This window comes from Enterococcus florum (assembly GCF_004309355.1).
Taxonomy (GTDB): domain Bacteria; phylum Bacillota; class Bacilli; order Lactobacillales; family Enterococcaceae; genus Enterococcus_A; species Enterococcus_A florum.
Genome location: NZ_BJCC01000028.1, coordinates 75,765 through 98,341, shown reverse-complemented (window position 1 = coordinate 98,341; position 22,577 = coordinate 75,765). Strand labels below are relative to the sequence as shown.

At 42.4% G+C, this 22,577-nt stretch carries 20 protein-coding genes and 1 tRNA gene; 4 read left to right on the top strand and 17 right to left on the bottom strand.

The genetic code is table 11. The features are described 5' to 3' along the window. Positions 1–70: 70 nt before the first annotated feature. The 4 genes from NRIC_RS15685 to groES form a co-directional block, all read right to left on the bottom strand. Positions 71–2,974 (bottom strand): NADH-dependent flavin oxidoreductase, encoded by a 2,904-nt coding sequence (locus NRIC_RS15685; protein ID WP_146623654.1) that lies wholly within the window; start codon positions 2,972–2,974, stop codon positions 71–73. An 87-nt stretch (positions 2,975–3,061) separates the two neighbouring features. Beyond that, complete coding sequence (locus tag NRIC_RS15680) at positions 3,062–4,003, bottom strand: FAD:protein FMN transferase (RefSeq protein ID WP_146623653.1); 942 nt, start codon at positions 4,001–4,003, stop codon at positions 3,062–3,064. Between the two features lie 357 nt (positions 4,004–4,360). Continuing rightward, complete coding sequence (gene groL, locus NRIC_RS15675; RefSeq protein WP_146623652.1) at positions 4,361–5,986, bottom strand: chaperonin GroEL; 1,626 nt, start codon at positions 5,984–5,986, stop codon at positions 4,361–4,363. Positions 5,987–6,009: 23 nt separating this feature from the next. Then, positions 6,010–6,294, bottom strand: coding sequence for a co-chaperone GroES (groES, locus tag NRIC_RS15670; RefSeq protein ID WP_146623651.1), 285 nt, complete (start codon positions 6,292–6,294; stop codon positions 6,010–6,012). Between the two features lie 198 nt (positions 6,295–6,492). Between groES and NRIC_RS15665 the strand changes: the two genes are divergently transcribed. Then, the gene (locus NRIC_RS15665; protein ID WP_146623650.1) at positions 6,493–7,137 is read left to right on the top strand and encodes a CPBP family intramembrane glutamic endopeptidase; all 645 of its coding nucleotides are present in this window, start codon (positions 6,493–6,495) and stop codon (positions 7,135–7,137) included. A gap of 69 nt (positions 7,138–7,206) precedes the next feature. Then, positions 7,207–7,836, top strand: coding sequence for an NAD(P)-dependent oxidoreductase (locus tag NRIC_RS15660; RefSeq protein ID WP_146623649.1), 630 nt, complete (start codon positions 7,207–7,209; stop codon positions 7,834–7,836). Positions 7,837–7,937: 101 nt separating this feature from the next. Here NRIC_RS15660 and NRIC_RS15655 read toward each other — a convergent pair whose 3' ends face one another. The 8 genes from NRIC_RS15655 to NRIC_RS15620 all read right to left on the bottom strand — a co-directional run bounded on the left by NRIC_RS15655 (position 7,938) and on the right by NRIC_RS15620 (position 15,866). Beyond that, the gene (locus tag NRIC_RS15655; protein WP_146623648.1) at positions 7,938–8,693 is read right to left on the bottom strand and encodes an HAD family hydrolase; all 756 of its coding nucleotides are present in this window, start codon (positions 8,691–8,693) and stop codon (positions 7,938–7,940) included. An 87-nt stretch (positions 8,694–8,780) separates the two neighbouring features. Next, complete coding sequence (locus tag NRIC_RS15650; RefSeq protein WP_146623647.1) at positions 8,781–9,590, bottom strand: MBL fold metallo-hydrolase; 810 nt, start codon at positions 9,588–9,590, stop codon at positions 8,781–8,783. A gap of 49 nt (positions 9,591–9,639) precedes the next feature. Next, positions 9,640–10,473, bottom strand: coding sequence for a two-component system regulatory protein YycI (locus tag NRIC_RS15645; protein WP_146623646.1), 834 nt, complete (start codon positions 10,471–10,473; stop codon positions 9,640–9,642). Next, entirely contained in the window at positions 10,473–11,786 is a 1,314-nt protein-coding gene (locus tag NRIC_RS15640) for a YycH family regulatory protein (RefSeq protein WP_146623645.1), read from the bottom strand. Before NRIC_RS15640 ends, NRIC_RS15645 begins: the two co-directional genes overlap by 1 nt. Continuing rightward, positions 11,783–13,612, bottom strand: coding sequence for a cell wall metabolism sensor histidine kinase WalK (gene walK / locus NRIC_RS15635; RefSeq protein ID WP_146623644.1), 1,830 nt, complete (start codon positions 13,610–13,612; stop codon positions 11,783–11,785). The genes NRIC_RS15640 and walK overlap by 4 nt, the downstream gene beginning before the upstream one ends. 2 nt (positions 13,613–13,614) lie before the next feature. Further along, positions 13,615–14,319 (bottom strand): response regulator YycF, encoded by a 705-nt coding sequence (yycF, locus tag NRIC_RS15630; protein WP_146623643.1) that lies wholly within the window; start codon positions 14,317–14,319, stop codon positions 13,615–13,617. A 154-nt stretch (positions 14,320–14,473) separates the two neighbouring features. Then, on the bottom strand, positions 14,474–15,331 hold the full coding sequence (locus NRIC_RS15625) for a DegV family protein (RefSeq protein ID WP_146623642.1): 858 nt from the start codon (positions 15,329–15,331) through the stop codon (positions 14,474–14,476). Further along, the gene (locus tag NRIC_RS15620; protein WP_146623641.1) at positions 15,324–15,866 is read right to left on the bottom strand and encodes a DUF1836 domain-containing protein; all 543 of its coding nucleotides are present in this window, start codon (positions 15,864–15,866) and stop codon (positions 15,324–15,326) included. Before NRIC_RS15620 ends, NRIC_RS15625 begins: the two co-directional genes overlap by 8 nt. Before the next feature lie 146 nt (positions 15,867–16,012). Here NRIC_RS15620 and NRIC_RS15615 point away from each other — a divergent pair. Beyond that, positions 16,013–16,085: transfer RNA gene (locus NRIC_RS15615), tRNA-Lys, on the top strand. A gap of 225 nt (positions 16,086–16,310) precedes the next feature. Then, on the top strand, positions 16,311–17,009 hold the full coding sequence (locus tag NRIC_RS15610) for a CPBP family intramembrane glutamic endopeptidase (RefSeq protein WP_146623640.1): 699 nt from the start codon (positions 16,311–16,313) through the stop codon (positions 17,007–17,009). 48 nt (positions 17,010–17,057) lie between these two features. On the opposite strand, the gene NRIC_RS15605 is transcribed toward NRIC_RS15610, so the two are convergent. The 5 genes from NRIC_RS15605 to NRIC_RS15585 form a co-directional block, all read right to left on the bottom strand. Beyond that, positions 17,058–18,242 (bottom strand): acetate/propionate family kinase, encoded by a 1,185-nt coding sequence (locus NRIC_RS15605; protein ID WP_146623639.1) that lies wholly within the window; start codon positions 18,240–18,242, stop codon positions 17,058–17,060. A gap of 10 nt (positions 18,243–18,252) precedes the next feature. Beyond that, complete coding sequence (locus tag NRIC_RS15600; RefSeq protein ID WP_146623638.1) at positions 18,253–18,972, bottom strand: MIP/aquaporin family protein; 720 nt, start codon at positions 18,970–18,972, stop codon at positions 18,253–18,255. Between the two features lie 81 nt (positions 18,973–19,053). Next, entirely contained in the window at positions 19,054–20,169 is a 1,116-nt protein-coding gene (locus tag NRIC_RS15595) for a 1-propanol dehydrogenase PduQ (protein ID WP_146623637.1), read from the bottom strand. Between the two features lie 11 nt (positions 20,170–20,180). Beyond that, the gene (locus NRIC_RS15590) at positions 20,181–21,578 is read right to left on the bottom strand and encodes an aldehyde dehydrogenase family protein (protein WP_146623636.1); all 1,398 of its coding nucleotides are present in this window, start codon (positions 21,576–21,578) and stop codon (positions 20,181–20,183) included. After that, positions 21,565–22,572, bottom strand: a complete 1,008-nt coding sequence (locus NRIC_RS15585; protein WP_146623635.1) for a cob(I)yrinic acid a,c-diamide adenosyltransferase — start codon at positions 22,570–22,572, stop codon at positions 21,565–21,567. Before NRIC_RS15585 ends, NRIC_RS15590 begins: the two co-directional genes overlap by 14 nt. Positions 22,573–22,577: the final 5 nt, after the last annotated feature.

Below are 22,577 nucleotides of genomic sequence, written 5' to 3'. Positions count from 1 at the left end.
CCCCTATCTAGGATTTAATTATTTCCTTGTCCTAGATAGGGGTAGCATAGCATTGTCACAGCCTCGTGTATTAATCGTTCTTTTTGATACTTTCCGCTGCAAGTTTTCCAGAGGTCAATGCCCAAGCATTGTTTGCACCAGATGGAGAATCAGTCCCCATAACACCTCCGACCACTTCACCGGCGGCATAAAGTCCTTGGATCGGCTCCCCAGATTTATTGATTACATTTAGCTGATCGTTGGCGACCAAGCCACCCATCGTCGTAGCAAATCGTGGTTTTTGCTCGATCAAATAGTAGGGACCTTCACCTACAGGCTTCTTCATAAATTCTGGTTGACGACCGAAATCTTCGTCGACACCATTCTCAACAAATCCGTTATAGCGTGCCACTGTGTCTTCTAAGCTGCTCCCCGGCATACCAGCCCGCGCGGCTAGATCCAACAATGAATCTGCACGAAAGGCTTTTGGTGTGCCCATTCCGTTATTAGAGATCCAACGCTCTAGATCTTCGTTCGTGATTCCACCTTCTGCGACTGCCTCGCTGAATAATTCAAAATGCTCCTGATCCATTAAGATATACAGCATTTGTGGATTTTGTTCGAGCAATTTTTCTAAGACCTGCTTATTACTGGCGCGTTCGTTTACTACACGTTCACCGTCGATATTGACAAGTAGTGCATTCTCTTTCAAAACGGCGATATTTCCGCCGATCGTTGATTTTGCATACCCTTTTGAGACCTCAACCCCATTCGGATAGATCTTTCCATAGTCCATCAAACGTGTGGCCGCATCAATTCCTGGCGCAGTTGCCATCAATAAGCCGTCGCCTGTCGAAGATTTTGTTCCATAAAACAAGATCTTTTTTAGTTCCTTGCTCAGCAGGTTCGGATTGTTTCCATAGCCTCCAGTAGTTAGGATGACTGCTTTTGTGGAAATCTTATGCGTTTTTCCAGTTTCTTCTTTGGCGGTGATCCCGATGATCTTCCCGTTTTCATCCACTGACAATTCCTCAGCCTTTGTTTGAAGATAGATTGTTACGTTACTGCTATCTAAAGCTTTGCGAGCACTTGCTGCAAACCCATGGCCGCCATCTTCATAAGCCAGTTCACGGTTTTTACGATATTCGGCCAAAACGTGCAGGCCGCCTTCCATATCGTACTTAACACCCATATATTCATGAACCCAGTCTGTCGCTTCACCTACATTTTTCGCCAATAAGTTTAGCAGCTCAGGAACGTTTTTACCACTGCCGTTTTCCAAGAAATCTTCCACCATCAGCTCCACTGAATCATCCGTGACTCCCGCTTCAGCTTGCAGTTTTGATCCCATTACGACTTGGTTGCCTCCGCTAATCGAAATTGCTCCGCCGACGAAGCTCATTTTTTCAAGCATGATCGTCTTTAAGCCTAATTCATCCGCACGTAAGGCTGCAGAAATACCTGCCGCACCAGAGCCGACGACAACAACGTCTGCTTCTTCTTCAACAACTTCTTTGGACCAAACGATCGTCGGTTTTGGACGAGCCAGCAAGACTTCTGAACTAGCTCCAGCAAGCTCCACTGCTTCAGCGATCCCATCGATAACACCCTGACTTGAAGCAGAGGCACCAGAAATGACATCCACGTTCAGGGTTTGACCATCAATGATCTGTTGAGGCAGACGTTCAAATACTTGATCTGACAATCCTTCTGACTCTCCACCAGAATCAATCTCGATACTTTCGATCCGCTCTTTTGTGAAGATCACTTTCATTTCAATCTCGCTGTTATGCCCCTTAGCTGCCACTGTATAGGTGCCAGGTTTGTATTCCAGCTTCATTTTTTGTAATTCTTTTAATCGTTCATACTTCCGCTTTTCTTCTTCAGGGTCTTTGACCATTACCATGGAATCCATAAAATCCCACAATGGAGTTGGAATCAGCAATTCCTTTTGCTTGGCGATATGTGCGTATTCCGGAACTGGTTTGTTATCCTTGATCGTTTGTACCCAATTAGGTTCCACCAAGAAACCTTTTCCGACTGCTAAAAGATCATATCCCAGCTGCAAAGCAGCCTCAGCATCTTCTCGCTGCAGGATCGCTCCTACCCCCATGATCGGAATCTCAGCTAAATCAGGCGAACGCAGCGCCAAGTATTTCGTAATCAACGGTTCTGGATCATCCGATTCTACGATTGAAGGGCGTGTATAAACTCCCATAGAAAAATGGAAGTAATCTGGTTTTAGCGTAGCCAGCTGATTCAGTAAATACATCGTATCTTCAAAGCGAATTCCCGGCTCTTCCAATTCTTCAGGAGAAAAACGATAACCAACCACAAAATTCTCTGCCTTTTCTTCCGTGATGACTCGTTGAACTTCCTTCATCACTTCTAAACAAAAGCGCGCTCGATTTTCTCGACTTCCTCCCCATTGGTCATGGCGACGATTTGAATGCGGAGAAAAGAACTGCTGCAATAAGAACGTGTTCGCTCCGTGGATCTCTACGCCATCAAAGCCCGCAGCGATCGCACGACGTGTTGCATCTCCAAACAATTTGATCATTTCTTCAATTTGTTCAACAGTCATTTCTCTTGGCACAGGTGCTCCTGGCCGCAACGCAGCAACTGGACTTGCAGAAATCGGTACTGCACCACCGTTTAGTTCAGGCCATGCCATCCGTCCAGCATGATAGATCTGCATGATTGCTTGCGAGCCTTCTTCTTTGATTGCAGTTGCTAATTCTGATAGTCCTGCAATCTTCTTATCTGTATCTACACCAACAGCTCCTGGAAAGCCTCGTCCCTTATCTTCAACGAAGCAGCTTTCTACGATCACAGCTGCTGCATCTCCTGAACGGAATTTGTAATAGTCAATGATTTGTTGGGTAACCTCACCATCATAAAATGCTGATTGTGTCGTCATTGGTGACATAAACAATCGATTCTTAAATGTTGCACCTGAATTCAGCTGCACTGCGTCAAATAAATTTCTTGACATGTTTTTTTCCCCTTTCGATCTTTCGCCGATGAACGATTTCTGTATAGCTATAAATGAATTATCCGCAGAGGGATAATCTTGCCTAAATTAATTTTCAAGTCTGTGAACCTGATGTTGGATTTGATTTGAAATCATGATCTCACCTTTTTTTGTAATAATTATGCCATTCAATTGAGGTGACTGATTCAACCAAATTAACGCCTTTTCTGGTGATTGACTGAACAAGACAGTCGTCCAAATTTCTCCATCGATTGATTGATCCGACACGATGGTTAAACTAGCTATTTGATTGTTCACTGGATACCCTGTTGTTGAATCAAAAATGTGATGATAGGTCTGGTTACCAATTGTTAATGACCGTTCATAGATGCCAGAAGTAACCACCGATTGGTTTCGACTTTTTAGCACTGCTGATAGTCCCCCACGTGATTCGACGGGATTCTGGATACCGATCGCCCAATGACCATCTGCCGATTTCGGCGAGTCTCCGATCGTCAGTACATTTCCTCCTAAATCGATGATTCCTGAAGTCACGCCTTGAGACTGGAAAAAGGCTTTTAAACGATCTGCAAAGTACCCCTTTGCAATAGCTCCAAGATCAATCTCCATACCTGTCTTTGGTAGAAAAACCGTTTTCTTTTGAGGATTTAGTAAAATTTCTTCAGGATCGATCAACGGCAATGTCTGCAAGATCTCTTCTCTTGAAGGGACTTGTGCATCGTCAAACCCGATACGCCATTTTTTTACTAAGGCGCCGATTGCGATATTCAGCCGCTTATTGGAGGAGATTCCGATCTCTCGACCCTTTTGGATCAGATCAAACAAATCTTGATCCACCTTTACGGATGAAACTCCAGCGTATTGATTGATTTTCATTAAATCAGAATCAGGATCATTGGCACTGAAGCGTCGTTCAAAGTCCTCAAGCATTTGCTTTGCTTGTTTGATCAGTAAATCTGCGTTTGAATGGAAAATAGTTAACGTGATGGTTGTCCCCATCATATGAAAACTTTGATTGACTGCTTCCATTATTCAATCCCCACCTCAACGCTTGTTACCTTGTGAGCATTCCGGAATAAGACAATTCCTTTAGTACTTATTTATCACCGAAAACAAATCCGCATCCGATTTCACGGTCAGCACAGTTAATAAGTAATTTCACAAGATTTCATAGTTATTGTATAGAACCCAACCTATAAAATCTAATGCTTTATTTCAATAGCATTGATAAATCGTTTTTATCCTTAAGTTTGAGACTTCTTAAAAGGTGATTACCTCGGCCTTTCTTCGCCATCGAAAAACGAACACAGCAAAAAAGACACATTCTATTGAATTATTCAATAGAATGTGTCAGTTTTACCTATAGATTTCTACTACAATGGTAGGCTACATCATTCCGCCCATCATTGATGGATCCATAGCAGGTGCAGCAGGTGCATTTTCAGCTGGTTTATCTGCTACGACCGCTTCGGTGGTTAATAGCAATGCCGATACTGAAGCAGCATTTTGCAAAGCAGAACGAGTCACTTTTGTAGGGTCTACGATACCAGTGTCAATCATGTTTACCCATTCTCCGGTCGCTGCATTGAAACCAATGCCTTGTTCTGCGTTCTTCAATTTGTCGATTACGACAGACCCTTCATAACCAGCATTTTCCGCGATTTGACGAACTGGTTCTTCCAACGCACGTACAACGATATTGATACCAGTTGCTGCATCACCATCTGCTTCTAATCCGGCAACTTTCTTGATCACGTTCACTAGCGCAGTTCCCCCGCCTGAAACGATTCCTTCTTCAACTGCTGCACGAGTAGAGTTCAACGCGTCCTCAATACGCAATTTCAGTTCTTTCAATTCTGTTTCTGTAGCCGCACCAACTTTAACGACAGCTACCCCGCCTGCCAATTTAGCAAGACGTTCTTGTAATTTCTCGCGATCGAAATCAGAAGTCGTGTCCTCAATCTGACGCTTAATCAATTCAACACGTTCTTGTAATTTTTCTGATTCGCCAGCACCTTCAACGATCGTTGTATTGTCTTTATCAACAACGACTTTGCTTGCAGTACCTAAATTATCAACTGTGGTATCTTTTAATTCTAAGCCAAGTTCTTCAGTGATCACTGTTCCACCTGTCAAAATAGCAATATCTTCCAGCATCGCTTTGCGGCGATCGCCGAAGCCAGGTGCTTTAACCGCCACCACATTGAAGGTTCCGCGAATTTTGTTCAATACTAACGTTGGCAATGCTTCGCCATCAACGTCATCTGCAATGATCAGTAATGAACGAGATTGTTGCAGCACTTGTTCTAACAATGGCAGGATATCTTGAATGTTAGAGATTTTTTTGTCAGTAATCAAAATATATGGATTTTCTAAAGCTGCTTCCATTTTGTCATTGTCAGTGACCATGTATTGTGATAAGTAGCCACGGTCGAATTGCATTCCTTCAACAACATCTAATTCGGTATCGATCCCTTTTGATTCTTCAATCGTGATTACACCGTCATTGCCTACTTTTTCCATCGCTTCAGCAATCAATTTACCTACTTCTTCACTTCCAGAAGATACAGCAGCAACTTGTGCGATTGCGTCTTTTGAATCAACTTCTCGTGAGATGCTGTGCAGCTCTTCTACTGCTGTTTTGGTTGCTAGTTCGATTCCACGGCGGATACCCATTGGATTTGCACCAGCAGTCACGTTTTTCAAGCCTTCCCGTACGATCGCTTGGGTCAATACAGTGGCAGTTGTGGTTCCATCACCAGCGATATCGTTTGTTTTAGAAGCAACTTCTGAAACTAGTTTAGCGCCCATGTTTTCAAAGTGATCTTCTAATTCGATATCTTTAGCGATCGTTACACCATCATTGGTGATCAATGGTGAGCCATAAGATTTCTCTAAAACGACGTTGCGTCCTTTTGGTCCTAATGTTACTTTCACTGTATCTGCTAATTTGTCGACCCCGCGAAGCATTGCTGCACGAGCGTCTTCTGAAAACTTAATTTCTTTTGTCATGATTATTCACCTCAATGATTTTTTTATTCAACGATTGCCATGATGTCTTTTGCAGAAAGAATGAGATATTCTTTGCCGTCATATTTAACTTCTGTTCCTGAATATTTTTCAAACATTACTGTGTCGCCGACTGCAACTGGCATTGGACTTTTTTCACCGTTGTCTAAAACATTGCCTTCACCTACAGCCACAACCTTTGCTGTTTGAGGTTTTTCTTTAGCAGCAGAAGCTAGAACGATACCCCCCACTGTTTTTTCTTCTTCCTGAGCGACTTCAAGAATGACGCGGTCACCTAATGGTTTTAACACGATAAATCCCTCCAAATAGTAATGATAATAAATTGATTAGCACTCTTTAAGTTAGAGTGCTAACTCACAATTCATATAATACCCATTTTTAAATTCTTTTGCAAGTCATTCGGACAGTTTTTTTAAATTCTCTTAGACTATTTACTTTTATTTTTGTGTTATAATGTCAGTCACTACCAACGATTGAAGGGAACCTGTATGACAATAAAAAAATATAGTTTTTTTACCATCCTCACTTATGGTTTTATCCTGATTTCTCCAATTCTGCTTCAACCTCTTTTAGGAAATGATCCTCAACAAGTGATTCAAGTCTCTACATATAGTTTCATTGTAGGTGCAGCGGTTTTGGCTGTGTATCACTGGAAAAGCCGATCGTTATCAATCGAACACGTACAAAGAGGCGTACTTCCTTCTGCGCTTTTTGGAGTCGCAGGGATTCCAATGTCTATGGTTTTGCAGTTGCTTCTATTGCAAATCGAACAACGGATCAGCAATCAGCCTTTAGTATCGGAGAACACACAAAATATTGTTCAGTTGATATTGGAAAACTCAATATTTATCATTGCCACAACCATCGCTGGCCCCATCATGGAGGAATTTGTCTTTCGGCGTGCGATTTTTGGTGCTTTACGAGAGCGTTTCGGTTTCATTGTACCGGCTTTGATCAGTTCAATTCTATTTGCTTTTGCTCATCAGGACGGTCATTACCTGTTATATGGTGGTTTAGGGTTCTTCTTCTGTGGACTTTATGTCCTTACTGGTCGAATCTGGACATCCATGATCGCGCATGTTGGTATGAATCTCGTCGTGATTCTCGCTCAGTTAGCTGTACATCAAATGTAAAAACGAATCTTTTGCCTTTTTATCTGATTCCTCCTACACTGAGAGAGAATCAATAAGGAGGTTTTTTTGATGAAAATAGCAATTATCGGCGCAACCGGGCACGCAGGTTCACTTATTTTAAACGAGGCCATGGAACGACAAATCGATGTGACCGCGATCGTTCGCGACCCTAATAAATTAGTGGCAGATGTTCCATTTATCACTAAAGATCTTTTTGATCTGACACAAGAGGATCTGGCTGGATTCGACGTGGTGATCGATGCCTTTCGACCTTCGAATGGAAAAGAAGAAATGCACCAAACGTCTTTGGAGCATCTGATTGCCATCTTAGCTGGTACATCCACGCGGCTACTTGTTGTAGGAGGCGCCTCGTCGTTATATCTTGATGAGAAACGGACAACACGTATGATTGATATTTCAGACCCTAAAGCACCCTATTACCCAACTGCCTACAATATGTACCAAGGTTTCCTAACTCTGACCAAAGCCAAAAATCTTCACTGGAGTTATTTAAGCCCCGCCGCTAATTTCGTACCTGATGGAAAACGAACAGGCCGCTATCAGCTGAGTGATGACCTGTTAAAGAAAAATCACGCCGGTCAAAGTGAGATCAGTATGGCTGATTACGCCATTGCGATGGTAGACGAAGCTCTTCATAACCAATTCAACAATCAACAGTTTAGTGTCGTTAGTTTATAGGCATAAATGCCGATTTTATTTACTTAAAAATGCTCACCGATGCATCTGGTGAGCATTTTTTTGATAGTCGTTTTATTGATTTGGCATTTCTATATTTGGTATTAATCCTCGATCAGCCCCAAATGAACACAAGCCTTCCAAATGCCGTCTTCACCTGCACAATCTGTGACATGTTTTGCCTTATCCTTTACTAGCTTCGTCGCATTTCCCATAGCCACTGGCATTCCAACGACTTCAAACATCGTAAGATCATTTTCTTCGTCACCGAAAGCTACTGCTTCCTCAGGAGAAATATTTAGCAGCTGCAGCATTTCCTTTACTCCCGTTGCTTTTGAAACGTGTCCCATATGGATATTTGCTGCGATTGGTGCTACTTTTTCAGCAATAACTTCAGGCTCTTTTACATCGATATGCTTAGAGTCCGACACCCGACAAATCAATTGCAGAATTTGATTTGAATGTTCGACAATAAATTTTTGATGATCGACTTCATCAGCCAGTTGAACTTTTTCAGAGGTCTCAAAAAGAAATGTGATTTCCTTTTCCACCAGTTGCTGCACCAACCGTTCAACCAGTTGATCTGACATTGGATGCTTCGCCAAGACGTGATCTTCATGAGTAACATAGGCACCATTCGAAGAAATCAAACTTGTTACTCCAAGCTTGTGAGAAAAATCAGTAATAAACTTCATATGGCGACCTGATGCAATGACCGTGATGATGCCGTTCTCGCCTAATTTTTTTACCGCCTCTCTTGCCGATTGAGGAATACGGCGATAGATCCCCCATTCTCGAGGCAGCTCATTGTCAGCCAACGTACCATCGATATCAAAAAACGCAATTTTGTAGTTCCTCATAGACTCTCCTTTGAACTGCTAGAATACCTCAATTATACCATAGTTTTGAAACACGAAAAAAACTGTGAGACTAGTCCCACAGCTCGTTTAAATCGCAAATAGTTCAGTTGCACTGTCCGGATCAGTGTCATACACATGAAACTGGTGATTGACCCCTAAATCATAGCGCATCAGGGTTTCTTCCATTGTCATATGCGCCAATTCCTTCAAGTTGTTTTCTTTGCTTAAATGACCCAGATACACTCGTTTCGTATGATCACCAATAATATCAGTCATAACGATTGCACCATCTTCATTGGAAAGATGCCCACGGTCACCTAGGATTCGCTGCTTCAAGCTCCATGGATACGGCCCCATGCGCAGCATCTCAAGATCATGGTTGCTTTCAACTAGATATGCATCGGCATCACGAATGGTCCCGCGTAAATGATCGCTGGCGTATCCAGTATCCGTCAGCATCACAAATGAACGATCACCTTTATTGAAACGATAGAATTGGGGAGCAGCTGCATCATGAGAAACACCAAAGCTAACGATATCCATATCACCCAGTGTCAAACATTTTCCCATATCAAAGATGAATTTTTGTTCATCTGCTATATTCCCGATCAAAGGCGCCATCGCCTCCCAGGTTTTTTCATTGGCATAAACGGGAACTTTATATTTTCTTGCTAAAACACCGACACCATGGATATGATCCCGATGTTCGTGAGTGACTAATATGGCATCCAAATCCTCAGGTTTTCGATCTACTTCCGCTAGCAATGAAGTGATCTTTTTCCCACTTAATCCAGCATCGACTAACACTTTTTTTTCTGCGGTTTCCAAGTACAGCGAATTTCCGGTACTCCCGCTAGCTAAAATGCTGATATTAAAGGAATGGTTCATTTCTAACATAAGTCGTGATCCTCTCTTTGTTCAAACTTCCCCTAGTATACAACCCTTTCTACGGATTTTCCACCTTTGGCACCAAATTATTCGTGATCACCTGATTGCTGATGGCGTTAACCTTTTCTACTTGCACGACATTGTCGGGATTTTTGATCCGAACGAACCAGACAGGGACGTAAACATTCTTTTCGCGAACCTCCAAGGTTCGAAAATAACCTAAGTAGATTTCCTCAATCGTGGCTTTTTCTGGAATATTGTTATTGATATACAAAGTATTTAAAATTTCTTTTTCTGAATACAAACTCATTTTTTCTCGCAGAGGCTCGATATCTTTCAGGAGTGTCTGCGTATATTGCGAAACTTGTGAACCATCTCCGTTCTTTTCGATATCCATCGTGATTCGAGACGTTTCATCAATAAATGGAACGCCTTCGTAGGACTGTGATCCAACGATTTTCGAAGCTTCGCTGTCTTTTTTTGAAATACTAGGTACATATTGATACTCTGTTCCGGCCGCCACAAATCGTTGATCCTTCATCAATGCATTGAAGCTTTCCTTGATTTTTTTCATGTTAAAGGACTGCGGAGTGGTAGGCGTATTGGTCAATACTTTATCGGAAACATAAGCAGAATCCCGAAGTGACGAGTTTAGTTCTTCTGATAGATCGACCTGTTCTGCACTAAGATAATATCCTTCTAAGTGTTCATCTGAAATTTCACCTTTGTATCGAATCTCATCATTTGCTAAGCGCTGAGTCAGGTCGTCTCGCTGATTGGAGCTAGTCACTAGGCTTTGTTCATGCTGACTGCTCCAATAAATACTGAAAAGAAAAATGTTGATCCCTAGGAAGGCCAGAAAAAAGATCCATTCGATTTTTCTAAAATCCATCAGCTCGCCTCCATTTCAGGTGGCCCTTGCATCAATTCTCTCGCCGGATACCATTGATCGTTGTACTTTACATACCATTCAGGAGTCAGTGCGACCACCTTATTTACGCCATCCACATCCTGCCAGGTATAGCCGATGATATAGCTTTGAAGCAGACTAAGATCTATACCGACAGCCTGAAGATTTCCTTCCATGACTGCTGAACTTGGCAGTTCCACCTCTTCTTCAGAAGGGATCGGTACTTGGACAGTATCCATACTTGTCGAAATTTGAACCTTATTGTTTGAATTCCCCTGATCTTCTTCGATCGATACAGTCATTTTCCCTTTGGAAGATTGGCTGAAGATCGGATAGCCTTCAACAAAAATCCGATAATTGATTTGATTATTTTGACGATCGAAATAACGTAAATTCCCTACCGCAGTTCCTAATCGACTAACGTAGCTGAAGCTCTGATTGTATAGGCTTTGATTTTGAAGATCATCTGCCAGTTTACCGTTAAAGGTAACCGTTCGTTTTTCTTCGTCCATCACCATTTCTTCTTGCCCACTGATAAACGAACGCGCACCGTTATCCTCTTCTTCCCCACGAGCCTGTTCAGGGTCTTGGAAAAACGCATTTCTGAATAAGGAATAGGTCTGGGTCGTCAGGATATAACTATATTTTTTTAAACGCACGACCTCTTTTGTCTGCAGCAACCGAGGAATCAACTGCTGATCCGTCGTCATTGGTAGAAAACGTTGAGGATTTTCTGCATAAAGCTGCCCTATCTGTTTAAAGTCCAGCGACAGATCTGCTTGATAAACAAGATGTTTGCGAAAATTCAAGAACCGAATTTTTTGGTCTCCAAAATCAATTTGAATTTTATTAAACAAAATTTGTTGGCTATCCTTTAGATGCTCTAAATTCAACGGCATATCAAAAACCTTAACATATTCAGCCAACGAAAACGGACCTTCATAATTCAATTCCACTCCGTGAGACAGCAGATAATAAGGAATCATTTTTTCTTCATTGTCAGCTACTAATTCCAATTCCCCGTAAGTTCCCTCAGTTAGTCTTGCCTGGGCAGTCGCCAGCAGGTTCTCGCTGTTGGTTTGAAAATGATCCCCGTCAATATTCCAAATTCCCCGGATCGGAAGAAAGGCATCCGTTGCCTTCGCATAGTTTTGTTCACTCTGAACAACGTTCTTTCCAGAATCTAAGCTGCTCACATTTCCAGCCGGGCTGACCCAGATCGAATAAGTGAAAAAGAGACTCAGCAAAATTAGAAAGCCTAACGCGACTCGTAAAAGTTTTTCTGGAATCTTCATTCCCACCAATCCTCCTCGTACGGTTCATATGGCAAGGAGATGTAGAACGTGGAGCCCCTTCCTTCAATACTTTCCACCCAGATTGAACCTTTGTGAGCTTTAATGACTTCTTTGGAGATCGCCAAGCCCAAACCAGTTCCTCCTTGTTCTCTTGCGCGTGCCTTATCGACGCGGTAGAACCGTTCAAATACTTTATCAAGATCTTTTTTAGGAATACCCAACCCTTGATCCTTCACACTCAGAACAACATTATTGTGTGTTTCAACAAGATGGACAGTAATCTTTCCCCCGTCAGGAGAATACTTGATCGCATTGTTCATAATATTATCAATCACCTGCATGATCTTATCTGTATCAACTTCCACCCACAGGTCTCGCTCCGTAAAATCACGAATGATCTGATATTTTTTATCTTGGTTTGTCACCATCATGTCAAAACGATCCAACACGTAATCCACTAACTCATTAAAGTTGACGAATTCTAAGTCCAGTTGCTGATTTCCGGAATCCATCCGTGAGAGGTTCAGCAGATCATTGATCATGCGGATCATTCGGTCTGTTTCACCGAGAGTTACGTTGATAAATTGAGGTGCGATCTCTTTTTCTTGCCAAGCACCTTCGTCTAAAGCTTCTAAATAACTGCGTACACTAGTCAACGGTGTCCGTAGTTCGTGGGAAACGTTTGAAACAAATTGACGCCGTTCCTCGGCCGTTTTTTCCTGCTCGGTGACATCATGCAAGACGACTACCAATCCGCTGATAAACCCAGATTCCCGACGAATCATTGCAAAATCTGCGCGCAGAATCATGCGATCTTCATCTCGATCCGACTTCGAACGATCCAATTGCAGTTCTTCCTGTGCCTCTAAAAGTTTTCGCAGCGTGTATTCCTCTTCAAGATCCAGCAGTGTCAAAATGGAGGAGCCGATGGCGGTCTCATTGGTGACGTCTAGCAAAGATAAAGCCATCTCGTTGATCGTGATCACTTTTCCACGACGGTCAGTCGCAATTACTCCGTCTGTCATGTGGGTTAGGACACTATCTAAACGATTTCGTTCTGCTTCCATCGTATCCTGTGCGTCCTCGATTCGATCAGACAATTTATTAAACGTTTCTGCCAGTTGGCTCAACTCATCATGACCATGGACTTCCACTTTGTCCGAATAGTCTCCTTGAGCAATCCGAATCGCTTGTTTGCGCATTTCTTCAATGGGCTTTGTGATGGAGCGCGCTACAAGCAGCGCAACTACCATTGAAATCATTCCAGCAATCAATGATGCCGTGAAAAAAATGATTGCCGTATTGCTTATCTCGGTATATTTTTGCTCAATGTCGCTCTTAACATAAAGAGCCCCGATCACGGCAGAATCGCCTGTCGGGGACTGAATTGGCTGAACATTGATATATACCCGTTTATTGTTATCATCTAGTGCTACATATTGCTTGATGGAAAAATCATCAATATCGCTGTATTCGTTTTTCTTTCCGACAATCGAATCCTTCTGAGCAACATCATTGGTCGCCAAAACGATCCCTTTGTCATCGACCACCCACATCTCTTCAATGTCAGAAGCTGTGTTGTTCTCCAGCAAGCGCTGGATCATTTCAGCTTCATTTTCATTGTCTTCGGCCATCGTCGATCCTAGCGTCGTCGCCAAATAAGCGACGCGCTGATTCATATCTTTGGTAAACGTATTGATGGTTTCTTTTTCCAATCCACGAATAAAGTAAGCACCGATGATCTCGATAGAAATCAGCAAGATCAAGATGAAGGAAAAAGCAATCTTGAAATTGACTGACCGATAAAAACGGACTTTATTCTTCATGATTACTCCTGTTCAGGGTTACGTAGATAATAACCAACGCCTCGTCTGGTCACTAGGTACGTTGGATGACTCGGATTGTCTTCGATTTTCTCTCTGAGACGTCGCACCGTCACATCAACTGTGCGTACGTCGCCAAAATAATCATAGCCCCAGACCGTCTGAAGCAAATGTTCACGCGTCATTACTTGACCAATGTGTTTCGCCAAGTAGTGCAGCAGTTCAAATTCACGATGGGTCAATTCAATCGTGTCACCGCGCTTGGTCACCATGTAGGCGTCCGGATGAATCGTCAAATCACCAATCGTCAAATCACTTTGAGTGGTGTCTTCCTCTTCTTTTGGTGCTTGTCCGCGACGGCGCAAATTGGCTTTGACTCGTGCAACCAATTCTCGGTTGGAAAATGGTTTAGTGACATAATCATCTGCTCCCAATTCCAATCCCAGCACCTTATCGATCTCTGAATCTTTTGCAGTTACCATAATAATTGGCATGTCATGGGTCTTTCTAACTTCACGTGCTACCTCTAAACCATCTTTTTTGGGCAGCATCAAATCCAATAAAATCAAATCCGGCTGGACCTCTTCGACTTTCTCAAGAGCCTCTTCGCCATCATAAGCAGTAAAAACTTCATAGCCTTCCTTCGTCAGATTAAATTTAACGATATCTGAGATCGGCTTTTCATCGTCCACGACTAGAATTTTTTTCACTAAGATTCACCTCAAACTTTTCCATCATAATGTATATACCTTTTTATTATACATTATTTTTCTGTTGGTTTCATCCTCGCATGATCTGTTTGCTTGTTTCGCAAACTTCTTTTAACATCTAATAACATCTAAAAAAACCCACTAAAAAGTGAGTTTAGTTTAAAATCTGTACGGCAACGCCTAAGCTATTAGGGCCTGTGTGAACAGACAAAGCGGGAGAAACATTCCCAAAGTAAATTTGTTTAACCTTAGGAAATGATTCCTTCAGTCGAATACGCATTTTTTTTGCATTTTCCATCGCGTCCGCATGGGTCACCGCTAAATTAAAATGTTGATGGGTGCCTACATGCTCTTTGATCAACGCGATCGTTTTATCAAAGCTCTTGTTCAGGCCTCGTACTTTGGCAACAGAGTAATAAATGCCCTCTTCATTGCACGAGATAATCGGTTTTAATTTCAATGCACTTCCCAGCAAAGAAGCAACTAAACCGATTCGCCCGCCTCTTTGCAGATATTCCAGCGTATCGACGTTAAAGAAAATTTTAGTCCCTGGTAAATGGGCTTCCACTTCTTGGATGACTTGATCGAAAGAAGCGCCTTTTTCCACCAAATCGGCTGCTAGAATCGCTGAAAACCCAGCAGCAATCCCAATATTTTTCGTATCAACGCTATGAAACGTCAACCCTTCATATTGATTGGACAACACCCGCAACGCATTAAAAGTTCCACTCAAGCCGCTGGAGATGGTAATGATTAAAACATGTGTGAATCCTTGTGCTTTTATCTCATCTAACACCTGAACAATTTTTTCGCCATCCGGCAAAGAAGTCTTAGGCAATTCGTCTTTCAGCATTGGAAAAATCGTATCTGAACTGATCTCGATTCGATCAAGAAATTCCTTGTCTTTAAAAATCACTCGCAAGGAAACCATAAAAATGGGCGCACGGTCTACGACTTCCTGTGGGACATCCGTGCCCGAATCTACTAATATCGCAATTTTTTCTTTAGTCATTGTCTTCACCCTTTTTCAACTCGATTATTTTTTCTACCAACATTTTGTTGGCAAATGAAGAGATCGCACTCTCCATCGCTAAATAACGTGGATCTCTGACGGGTTCTTTCGGCAGGTCCTTGTCTTTTGCCAAAACCAGCTCAGCAATATGATGCACTGCTTCTTCTTGTTTCTGGCAAAAATTATTGTAAGCATTTTTTGGTTTTTCCATTTTTAACTGCAAAACGATCACTTCTTTTATATCAGGAATCGTCAACACTTGCTTTAATAATGTGATGGCGATCAAGTAGGCCAAGTGGTTTTTGTTGTAACGTTTTTTTTCTGGCGGAGGAACTAACTTGTGTTTTACATAGTTATTGACCATGGCACTTGATAAGAGATGGTGCTTGTCAGGCTCAATAAGCGGAGATAGATAACGATCAACTAAGGTGATCACCTGATCCATATACAATTCGAGCTCTGGTAGTTCTTCCCAAAGCGGCATATGAAAGTTTAATAATTCTTCAGCCCATTTTTTTAGTGCTTCAGTATTCATTAGAACGCTCCTTTCTACTCTATTATAATTTAATTTTTGTGATTATACAACATAGTTTTGATAACTAGATATTTTACATTCATTTTTCATAGGTTTCTTCTTGCATTTTCAATTTGCTAGTGCTAACATATTGAAGTAGCTTATTTGGGCCGTTAGCTCAGTTGGTAGAGCAGCTGACTCTTAATCAGCGGGTCGCGGGTTCGAGCCCCTCACGGCCCATTGGGTGCCAAACCCACGAGAATGGTACTCTGTCGGCGTCTTTGGACGTTTAGAAGACGGAGTACGCATTCTCTTTTTTTGTTTTTTAAGGACTGTTCAGCTGAGGATCAAGTCTGATTGTTTTTCATTTTCCAAGAAATCGCCTATCCTAAGAGAGAACAATCCTATGGATAACTTGCTTGTTTTCTGTAAATACTAACAGTCGTTTTCGCGAGGTGATTAACAATGAAAAAATCAATACAATGGACATGGCGAGATGTCGTAATTTTACTGATCGTTCCAGCAGAACTTTTATTAGGTTCACTTATCAACACTCTGGGGGTCACTCAAAACCAAATGATCGCCACGATTGCCGCTTTTTTTATCTTTTTTTCTGGTTTTTTAACAGCAGTATTGTTAAGAAGGGACTTATTAATCGCTGATTTTCGTAGATATAAACAGCATCTGCTGAAAAATATTGGTTTAAGTCTGCTTGGTGCAGTTTCCTTTGGCATAATAATCTTTTTAGGCCGTATGTTATTGATGAAACCAACAGGAAGTCTAGCTCTTGGATCGTATGCGGCAGCGATTAGTCCTAGTACCACCTTGTCGATTTTAATTTCTGGAGTTATTCCGGTCTTAGCGCCATTTACTGAAGAGATTGTATTTAGACATGAATTGTTTTACAAGTGGAAAGATTCAAAAAACCTGAGAGTAGTCATGTTGCTTGTTTCGTCCATTTTGTTTGGACTAGTTCATTACAATAATTACTCTGGCACTCCGATCATGATGATCCCTTTGATGGTCGCAGGATTAGCTCTGGCTGGACTTTACTATTGGAGTAAAAATATTTGGGTCAATATAATGGCTCATTTCTTTTACAATGCTGTGCTTTCACTGATACCATCAATTTTCTTGATCATTGTCCAACTGATCAGCGGATAAACCTATGACAAAAAGCCATCCTTTTTTAGGATGGCTTTTTGTCATAGGTTATACAAGTTCAAATGTATCTTGTGCAATCTTCAACTCTTCATTTGTAGGAATTACCATTACGTAAACGGACTTTCCATCTTTTTGGATGAATGATTGTCCCTCTTGATTGCGATTTTCATCTAATTCAATGCCTAAGAAAGCTAGATCAGAACAACACAGCTGGCGAATCTCAGCAGAGTTCTCGCCAATTCCCGCTGTAAAAATCACAACATCGATTCCGCCCATTTCTGCAGCGTAAGCTCCAATTGTCGTTTTAACTCGATTCGTAAAAATATCTAAGGCCAATCGTGCTTGTGGGTTGTCTTCACTTGCGGCCTTTAAAATATCGCGAGAATCGTTGGAAAGCTGTGAGACACCTAAAAAGCCTGATTGCTGATTCATCATTGCTTCAACATCTTCTGGTGTCATTTTTTTATTTTTTTGCAGATAAGTCAAGATTGAGGGGTCGATATCCCCGCAGCGCGTCCCCATCATTAGTCCAGCTAACGGAGTGAATCCCATGCTGGTATCGAACGATTTGCCATTTTTGATCGCACAAATGCTTGCGCCATTACCCAAGTGGCAGGAAATGATCTTAAGTGATTCGACTTGCTCCCCTAGCGCCTTCGCCGCTTCATCCCCTACGTATTGATGGCTCGTTCCATGAAACCCATACTTTCGAATCCCATCCTGCGTATAATAATCATAAGGGATTGGATAAATATAGTTTTTTGACGGCATCGTTTGATGAAAAGCTGTGTCGAAAACAGCAACCTGCTTAACCCCAGGAAGAGCCTCCTTAAAGGAACGGATCCCTACTAAATTTACTGGATTATGCAAAGGAGCCAGTTGACACAGCTCATCAATCACTGCTTCTTCTTGAATACCAATCACACACGAATGAGGAAAAGCCTCGCCTCCGTGAGCTACTCGATGTCCAACCCCTTTTAACTCTTCCAACGATGAAAGGATTTTTTTCTCAATCAAAAAATTCAATAGAAAATCTACCGCCTCTTTGTGAGAAAACCGGTTCAGTTCCTTTTTCTCCTTTGCTGTGCCAAACGAATAACTAAATACAGCGTTGTCCTGACTTCCCAGCCGTTCAAAAAGGCCTTTGGCAACTGTTTTTTCAGTCGGCATTTCAAATAATTGAAATTTCAAAGAAGAGCTTCCCGCATTGATGGACATAATTTTTGTTGGCATTCTGTCACCTCTAACTTACAGCTTTTACTAATAATGTTGCGATACAAGCACCAATGATCGGGCCCACGATCGGTACCCAAGCATAGCCCCAGTTTGCCCCGCCTTTGTTTGGAATCGGCATAATCGCATACATTAAGCGTGGACCAAAGTCACGACAAGGGTTGATTGCGTATCCAGTTGTCGATCCGAATGAAAAACCGATCCCAGCAACTACAAAGACAAGAATCAATGGCTGTACCCCAGGAGGAATATCCGCTGCTGGCATCAATTGGATCGCTAAAACAAAGAAACAAGTAGCGATAACTTCACTAATTACATTGAAAGGTGTATTTACGATTGCTGGACCTGTCGCAAAGATACCAACTGAATTGCCTTCTTCCACGGTTGTATTTTGAAAATGCGGCCAAAAATGAATCGCCGCAATCAGCGCCCCCACGAATGCACCTGCAATCTGGGCTAAAATAAATGGCAATACTTGTGCCCATTCAAAGCTCCCCGCAACTGCAAAACCGATCGTAACAGCTGGATTCAAGTGCCCTGGCGAACCAAATTGACCGCTGGCAAACACTCCCAGCATCACGGCGATCCCCCAGCCAAAAGCGATGTAAACCCAGTTTGCGCCAACAGCTTTTCCTAAAGCTCCTTTTAAGTTCGTTGAACAACCAACACCAGAACCAAAAGCAATTAGTACGATTGTTCCAAAGAATTCTCCAAACACTGGACTATTCATTTCAAGTCCTCCTCGCTCTTTATTATTTTTTTCGTTTGCTTCAAATGATGACGAACAACTCGTCAAGACTTGGCTGATACTTTAAATAATTTTTTTGTAGACTCGGATCAGGTCTTCCTTACTTGCCGTTATTGGATTAAATGGATAAGTGCTGTCGTTCAATGCATTTTGTGCAATGATTTCCGCACGCTCCTTAGCCTCTGTTGGATCAATCCCAAACTCTCTCAGGGTCATAGGACACTTGACTGCTTTGCAAAGCTGAATGATTTCTTTTTCCAGCTTCATCACTAATAGATCCTTACTAAGCGAAGGATTTCCCAATCCTAAATGAACAGCAATTTTTGCATAGGTTTCTTTTGCTCTTTTGTCTTTTCCGTTGAAATCAACGACATGTGGCAATAGCATCGCATTTGCCAATCCATGAGGCACCTTAAACTGACCGCCCACCTGGTGAGCGATTGCGTGATTGATCCCAAGACCGGCTGCATCAAACGCTAAGCCGGCTAAACAAGAGGCTTCATGCATTTTTTTACGTGCATGCAAATCTTCCCCATGTGTAAAGCAGCGTTCTAAATAGATTAATACAAAGCGAACGGCTTTTTCGGCCAAGGCATCTGTAAACGTTGTCCGATTTTTTGCCACCAACGCCTCTAACGCGTGAGTCAATACATCCAATCCGCTAAAGGCAGTGACAGAGGGTGGACTGGTCACGACCAATTGCTCATCCAACAATGCCTCGTCTGGAATTAAACGATCATCAAACACGGGGTATTTGATTTTCTCTTTGTTATCTGTCACCACAGAAGCGCTAGTGACCTCTGAGCCAGTTCCGCTGGTCGTCGGTATCGCTATAAAGCGCTGGATTTTGCCATATCCGGTAACCAGCATGGTAAACAACATCGCTTTAGCCGTATCGATGGCAGAACCACCTCCCACGGCTACTAAAACTGATGGCTGATGCTCCTGCATTCGAGCAACACCCTCAGCAACGACCTCGATCGGTGGATCTGGAACGATCTCCGAATAAGCCGTCACTTCATTTTTTTCTTCTAAATGAGACAATACTCGTTTTAAATTTTCACTGCCGATCAAAAAAGGATCACAGACTAAACACACTCGTTCATTTTCAAACTGCTCAAGTCTCGCTAAGCAGTCCTCCCCTGAATAAACCTGCGGCAGCATCCTCCATTTTTTCATTCTGCTGCCTCCTATCGAATGGAAAAGCCATCGGTCAATACACAGCGTCTCCGTCGAGCGAAGTCTTTCGCTGTAGTGGTACACTCTCCGGTAGGTGTTGCGATCGTAAAGGTTGTCGTTCCCTCACCACCATAGCCTAAACCAGCGAATGACGGACCATTTTTCACAAAGATTGATGTTTGCAATTTTTTGCCTGCTCTATTCAAGCGGCCAATATTTTGCGAATGCATCGTAGCTGTATGATGCAGCTTTTGTTCGACAGCAAGAGCAGTTTCCAATGCCTCATCAAAGTTTTCCACCGTTACAATCGGTAGAATCGGCATCAGCATTTCTTTGACGACGAATGGGTGATCTTTTGGCACGTCCATAATGATCACTCGTACATCATATTCGACTTCTACACCAGCTGCCTTCAAAATGCAATTGGCGTTCTTCCCAATAAACTCTCGACTAGGACTGCCGTTTTCCATCAACGTTGCCTGAAGCATCTTTTGAATGATCGTTGGATCATCTACATAATAGGCTCCATTTTTTTCCATTTGTAAAATCAAGTACGAAACAATATCTTTCACGGCAATGACACTTTTTTCGGCAATACATAAAATATTATTATCAAAAGCTGCTCCTGCAACGATATCAGCTGCAGCCTTTTCTATATTTGCCGTTTCATCAACGATTGCGGGTGGATTTCCTGCTCCTGCACCAATGGTCTTTTTCCCAGAGGTCATCGCTTGATGAACTACACCAGGTCCCCCAGTAACCACTAATAATGAAATATCAGGATGCTTCATCATGGCTTGAGCCGCTTCAATCGAAGGCTCTTCAATCGTCACGACTAGATTCTGAATACCGCAGGCTTGATAGACCAATTCATTCAGCTTTTCGATCGCCAACTTGGAAACCTTCTTTGCTCCTGGATGAACACTGAAAAAGATGGCATTCCCCGCTGCTAACATCCCGATCGCATTGCAAATCAAGGTTTCCACAGGATTGGTACTAGGTGTCACAGCACCGATCACTCCATAAGCGGACAACTCATACAATGTCATGCCATTGTCACCAGTCTCTGCCTCGGTTTTCAAGTCTTCCACACCAGGTGTTTTATCAATAGTTAATTGAAGTTTTAGGATTTTGTCTTCGTAACGGCCCATCCCAGTCTCTTCGAATGTTTTTTGGGCAAATTCCTTGACCAGCGGTTCCATTCCGCAACGAATTGTCTTGATCACCTTTCGTCGAGTCGCTAAGTCCATTTCTTCGTACTTTTCTTGTGCGCTTTTGGCAGCTGCGATTGCTTCGTCAACTGTTGCAAAAACGCCCGTCTGAGTGATTGGTGTTTGCAAACTAGTTGGATCAGCAACGTATTCTTGAAGCAGCTGCTTAATTAATTCTTTTATTTTATCGTCTTGCATAATCAATCTCCTTCATACGATCTAATCCAGCCTGTGCGATCAATTGATCCTCTGTCACGGATCCTCCGCTGACGCCAATTCCTCCAATTACACGATCCTGCTGGTCAAAAATCGGCAAGCCTCCGCCAAAGGTGACAATCTTTCCATCCGTTATGGTTTCAAGTTGGTAAAGGTCCCCTTCTGGAGCAACAATAGTAGACAACGCATGTGTGGGACTCTTCATTGCCACCGCGGTGTACGCTTTCTTTTTCGAAAGATCAATACTCACTAACAAAGAATCTTTCATTCGATAGGACCCCACTAGATTTCCCGACTGATCGACAACAGCAATCGTCACAGCGATACCTAACTCTTTGGCTTTTCTCACACAGCTTTCAAAAACCAATGTCAGCTTCTCCAAATCACCTGTTTCTTTACCTTCAAACAGTTTGGCTTGATAGCGTCGCAAGATGGTTTCTATCAGCTCATCTTGCTGCTGATTAAAGTCTTCCACTCTAGCAAGGACATATAAACAATCTGAAAGTCGATTCACAAATTGCAGCAATTCCGGACGAACATCCGCCTCCTCCGAAAGCTCGATCAGACGCCGTTCCCCCCGGCGACAAATCGTTCTGGCCACGTGCAATTGTGCACTGGATAAAAAGGATCCTGGCAGGATAAATTGATGAATCTCGGGCAATGTTGCCAGATAAGCATCGATCCAGCTTTCCAATTGTTCTGTATCTTTTTTTTGGATCAACGTGCTTTTTTCTTTTAATTTTTCTTTGTTTGCCGAAGTAGCGACTTCAGCATTCAATAAAAATAGTTTTTCCTGTATCCAGTTCAGTATTTCATCTAACTCCTGAGTGAAGAGCTGTTTTTGTGCCACACTAATTTGAGCGAGACATTCATCGAATGTGCCGTACGTGTCCACTCGTAACGAATATTTTTTTACCCGAACACTGTCAAATAAACTAGTACTCCCTTTGTCTCCCGTTTTGGTGTAAATGCTCATTGCCC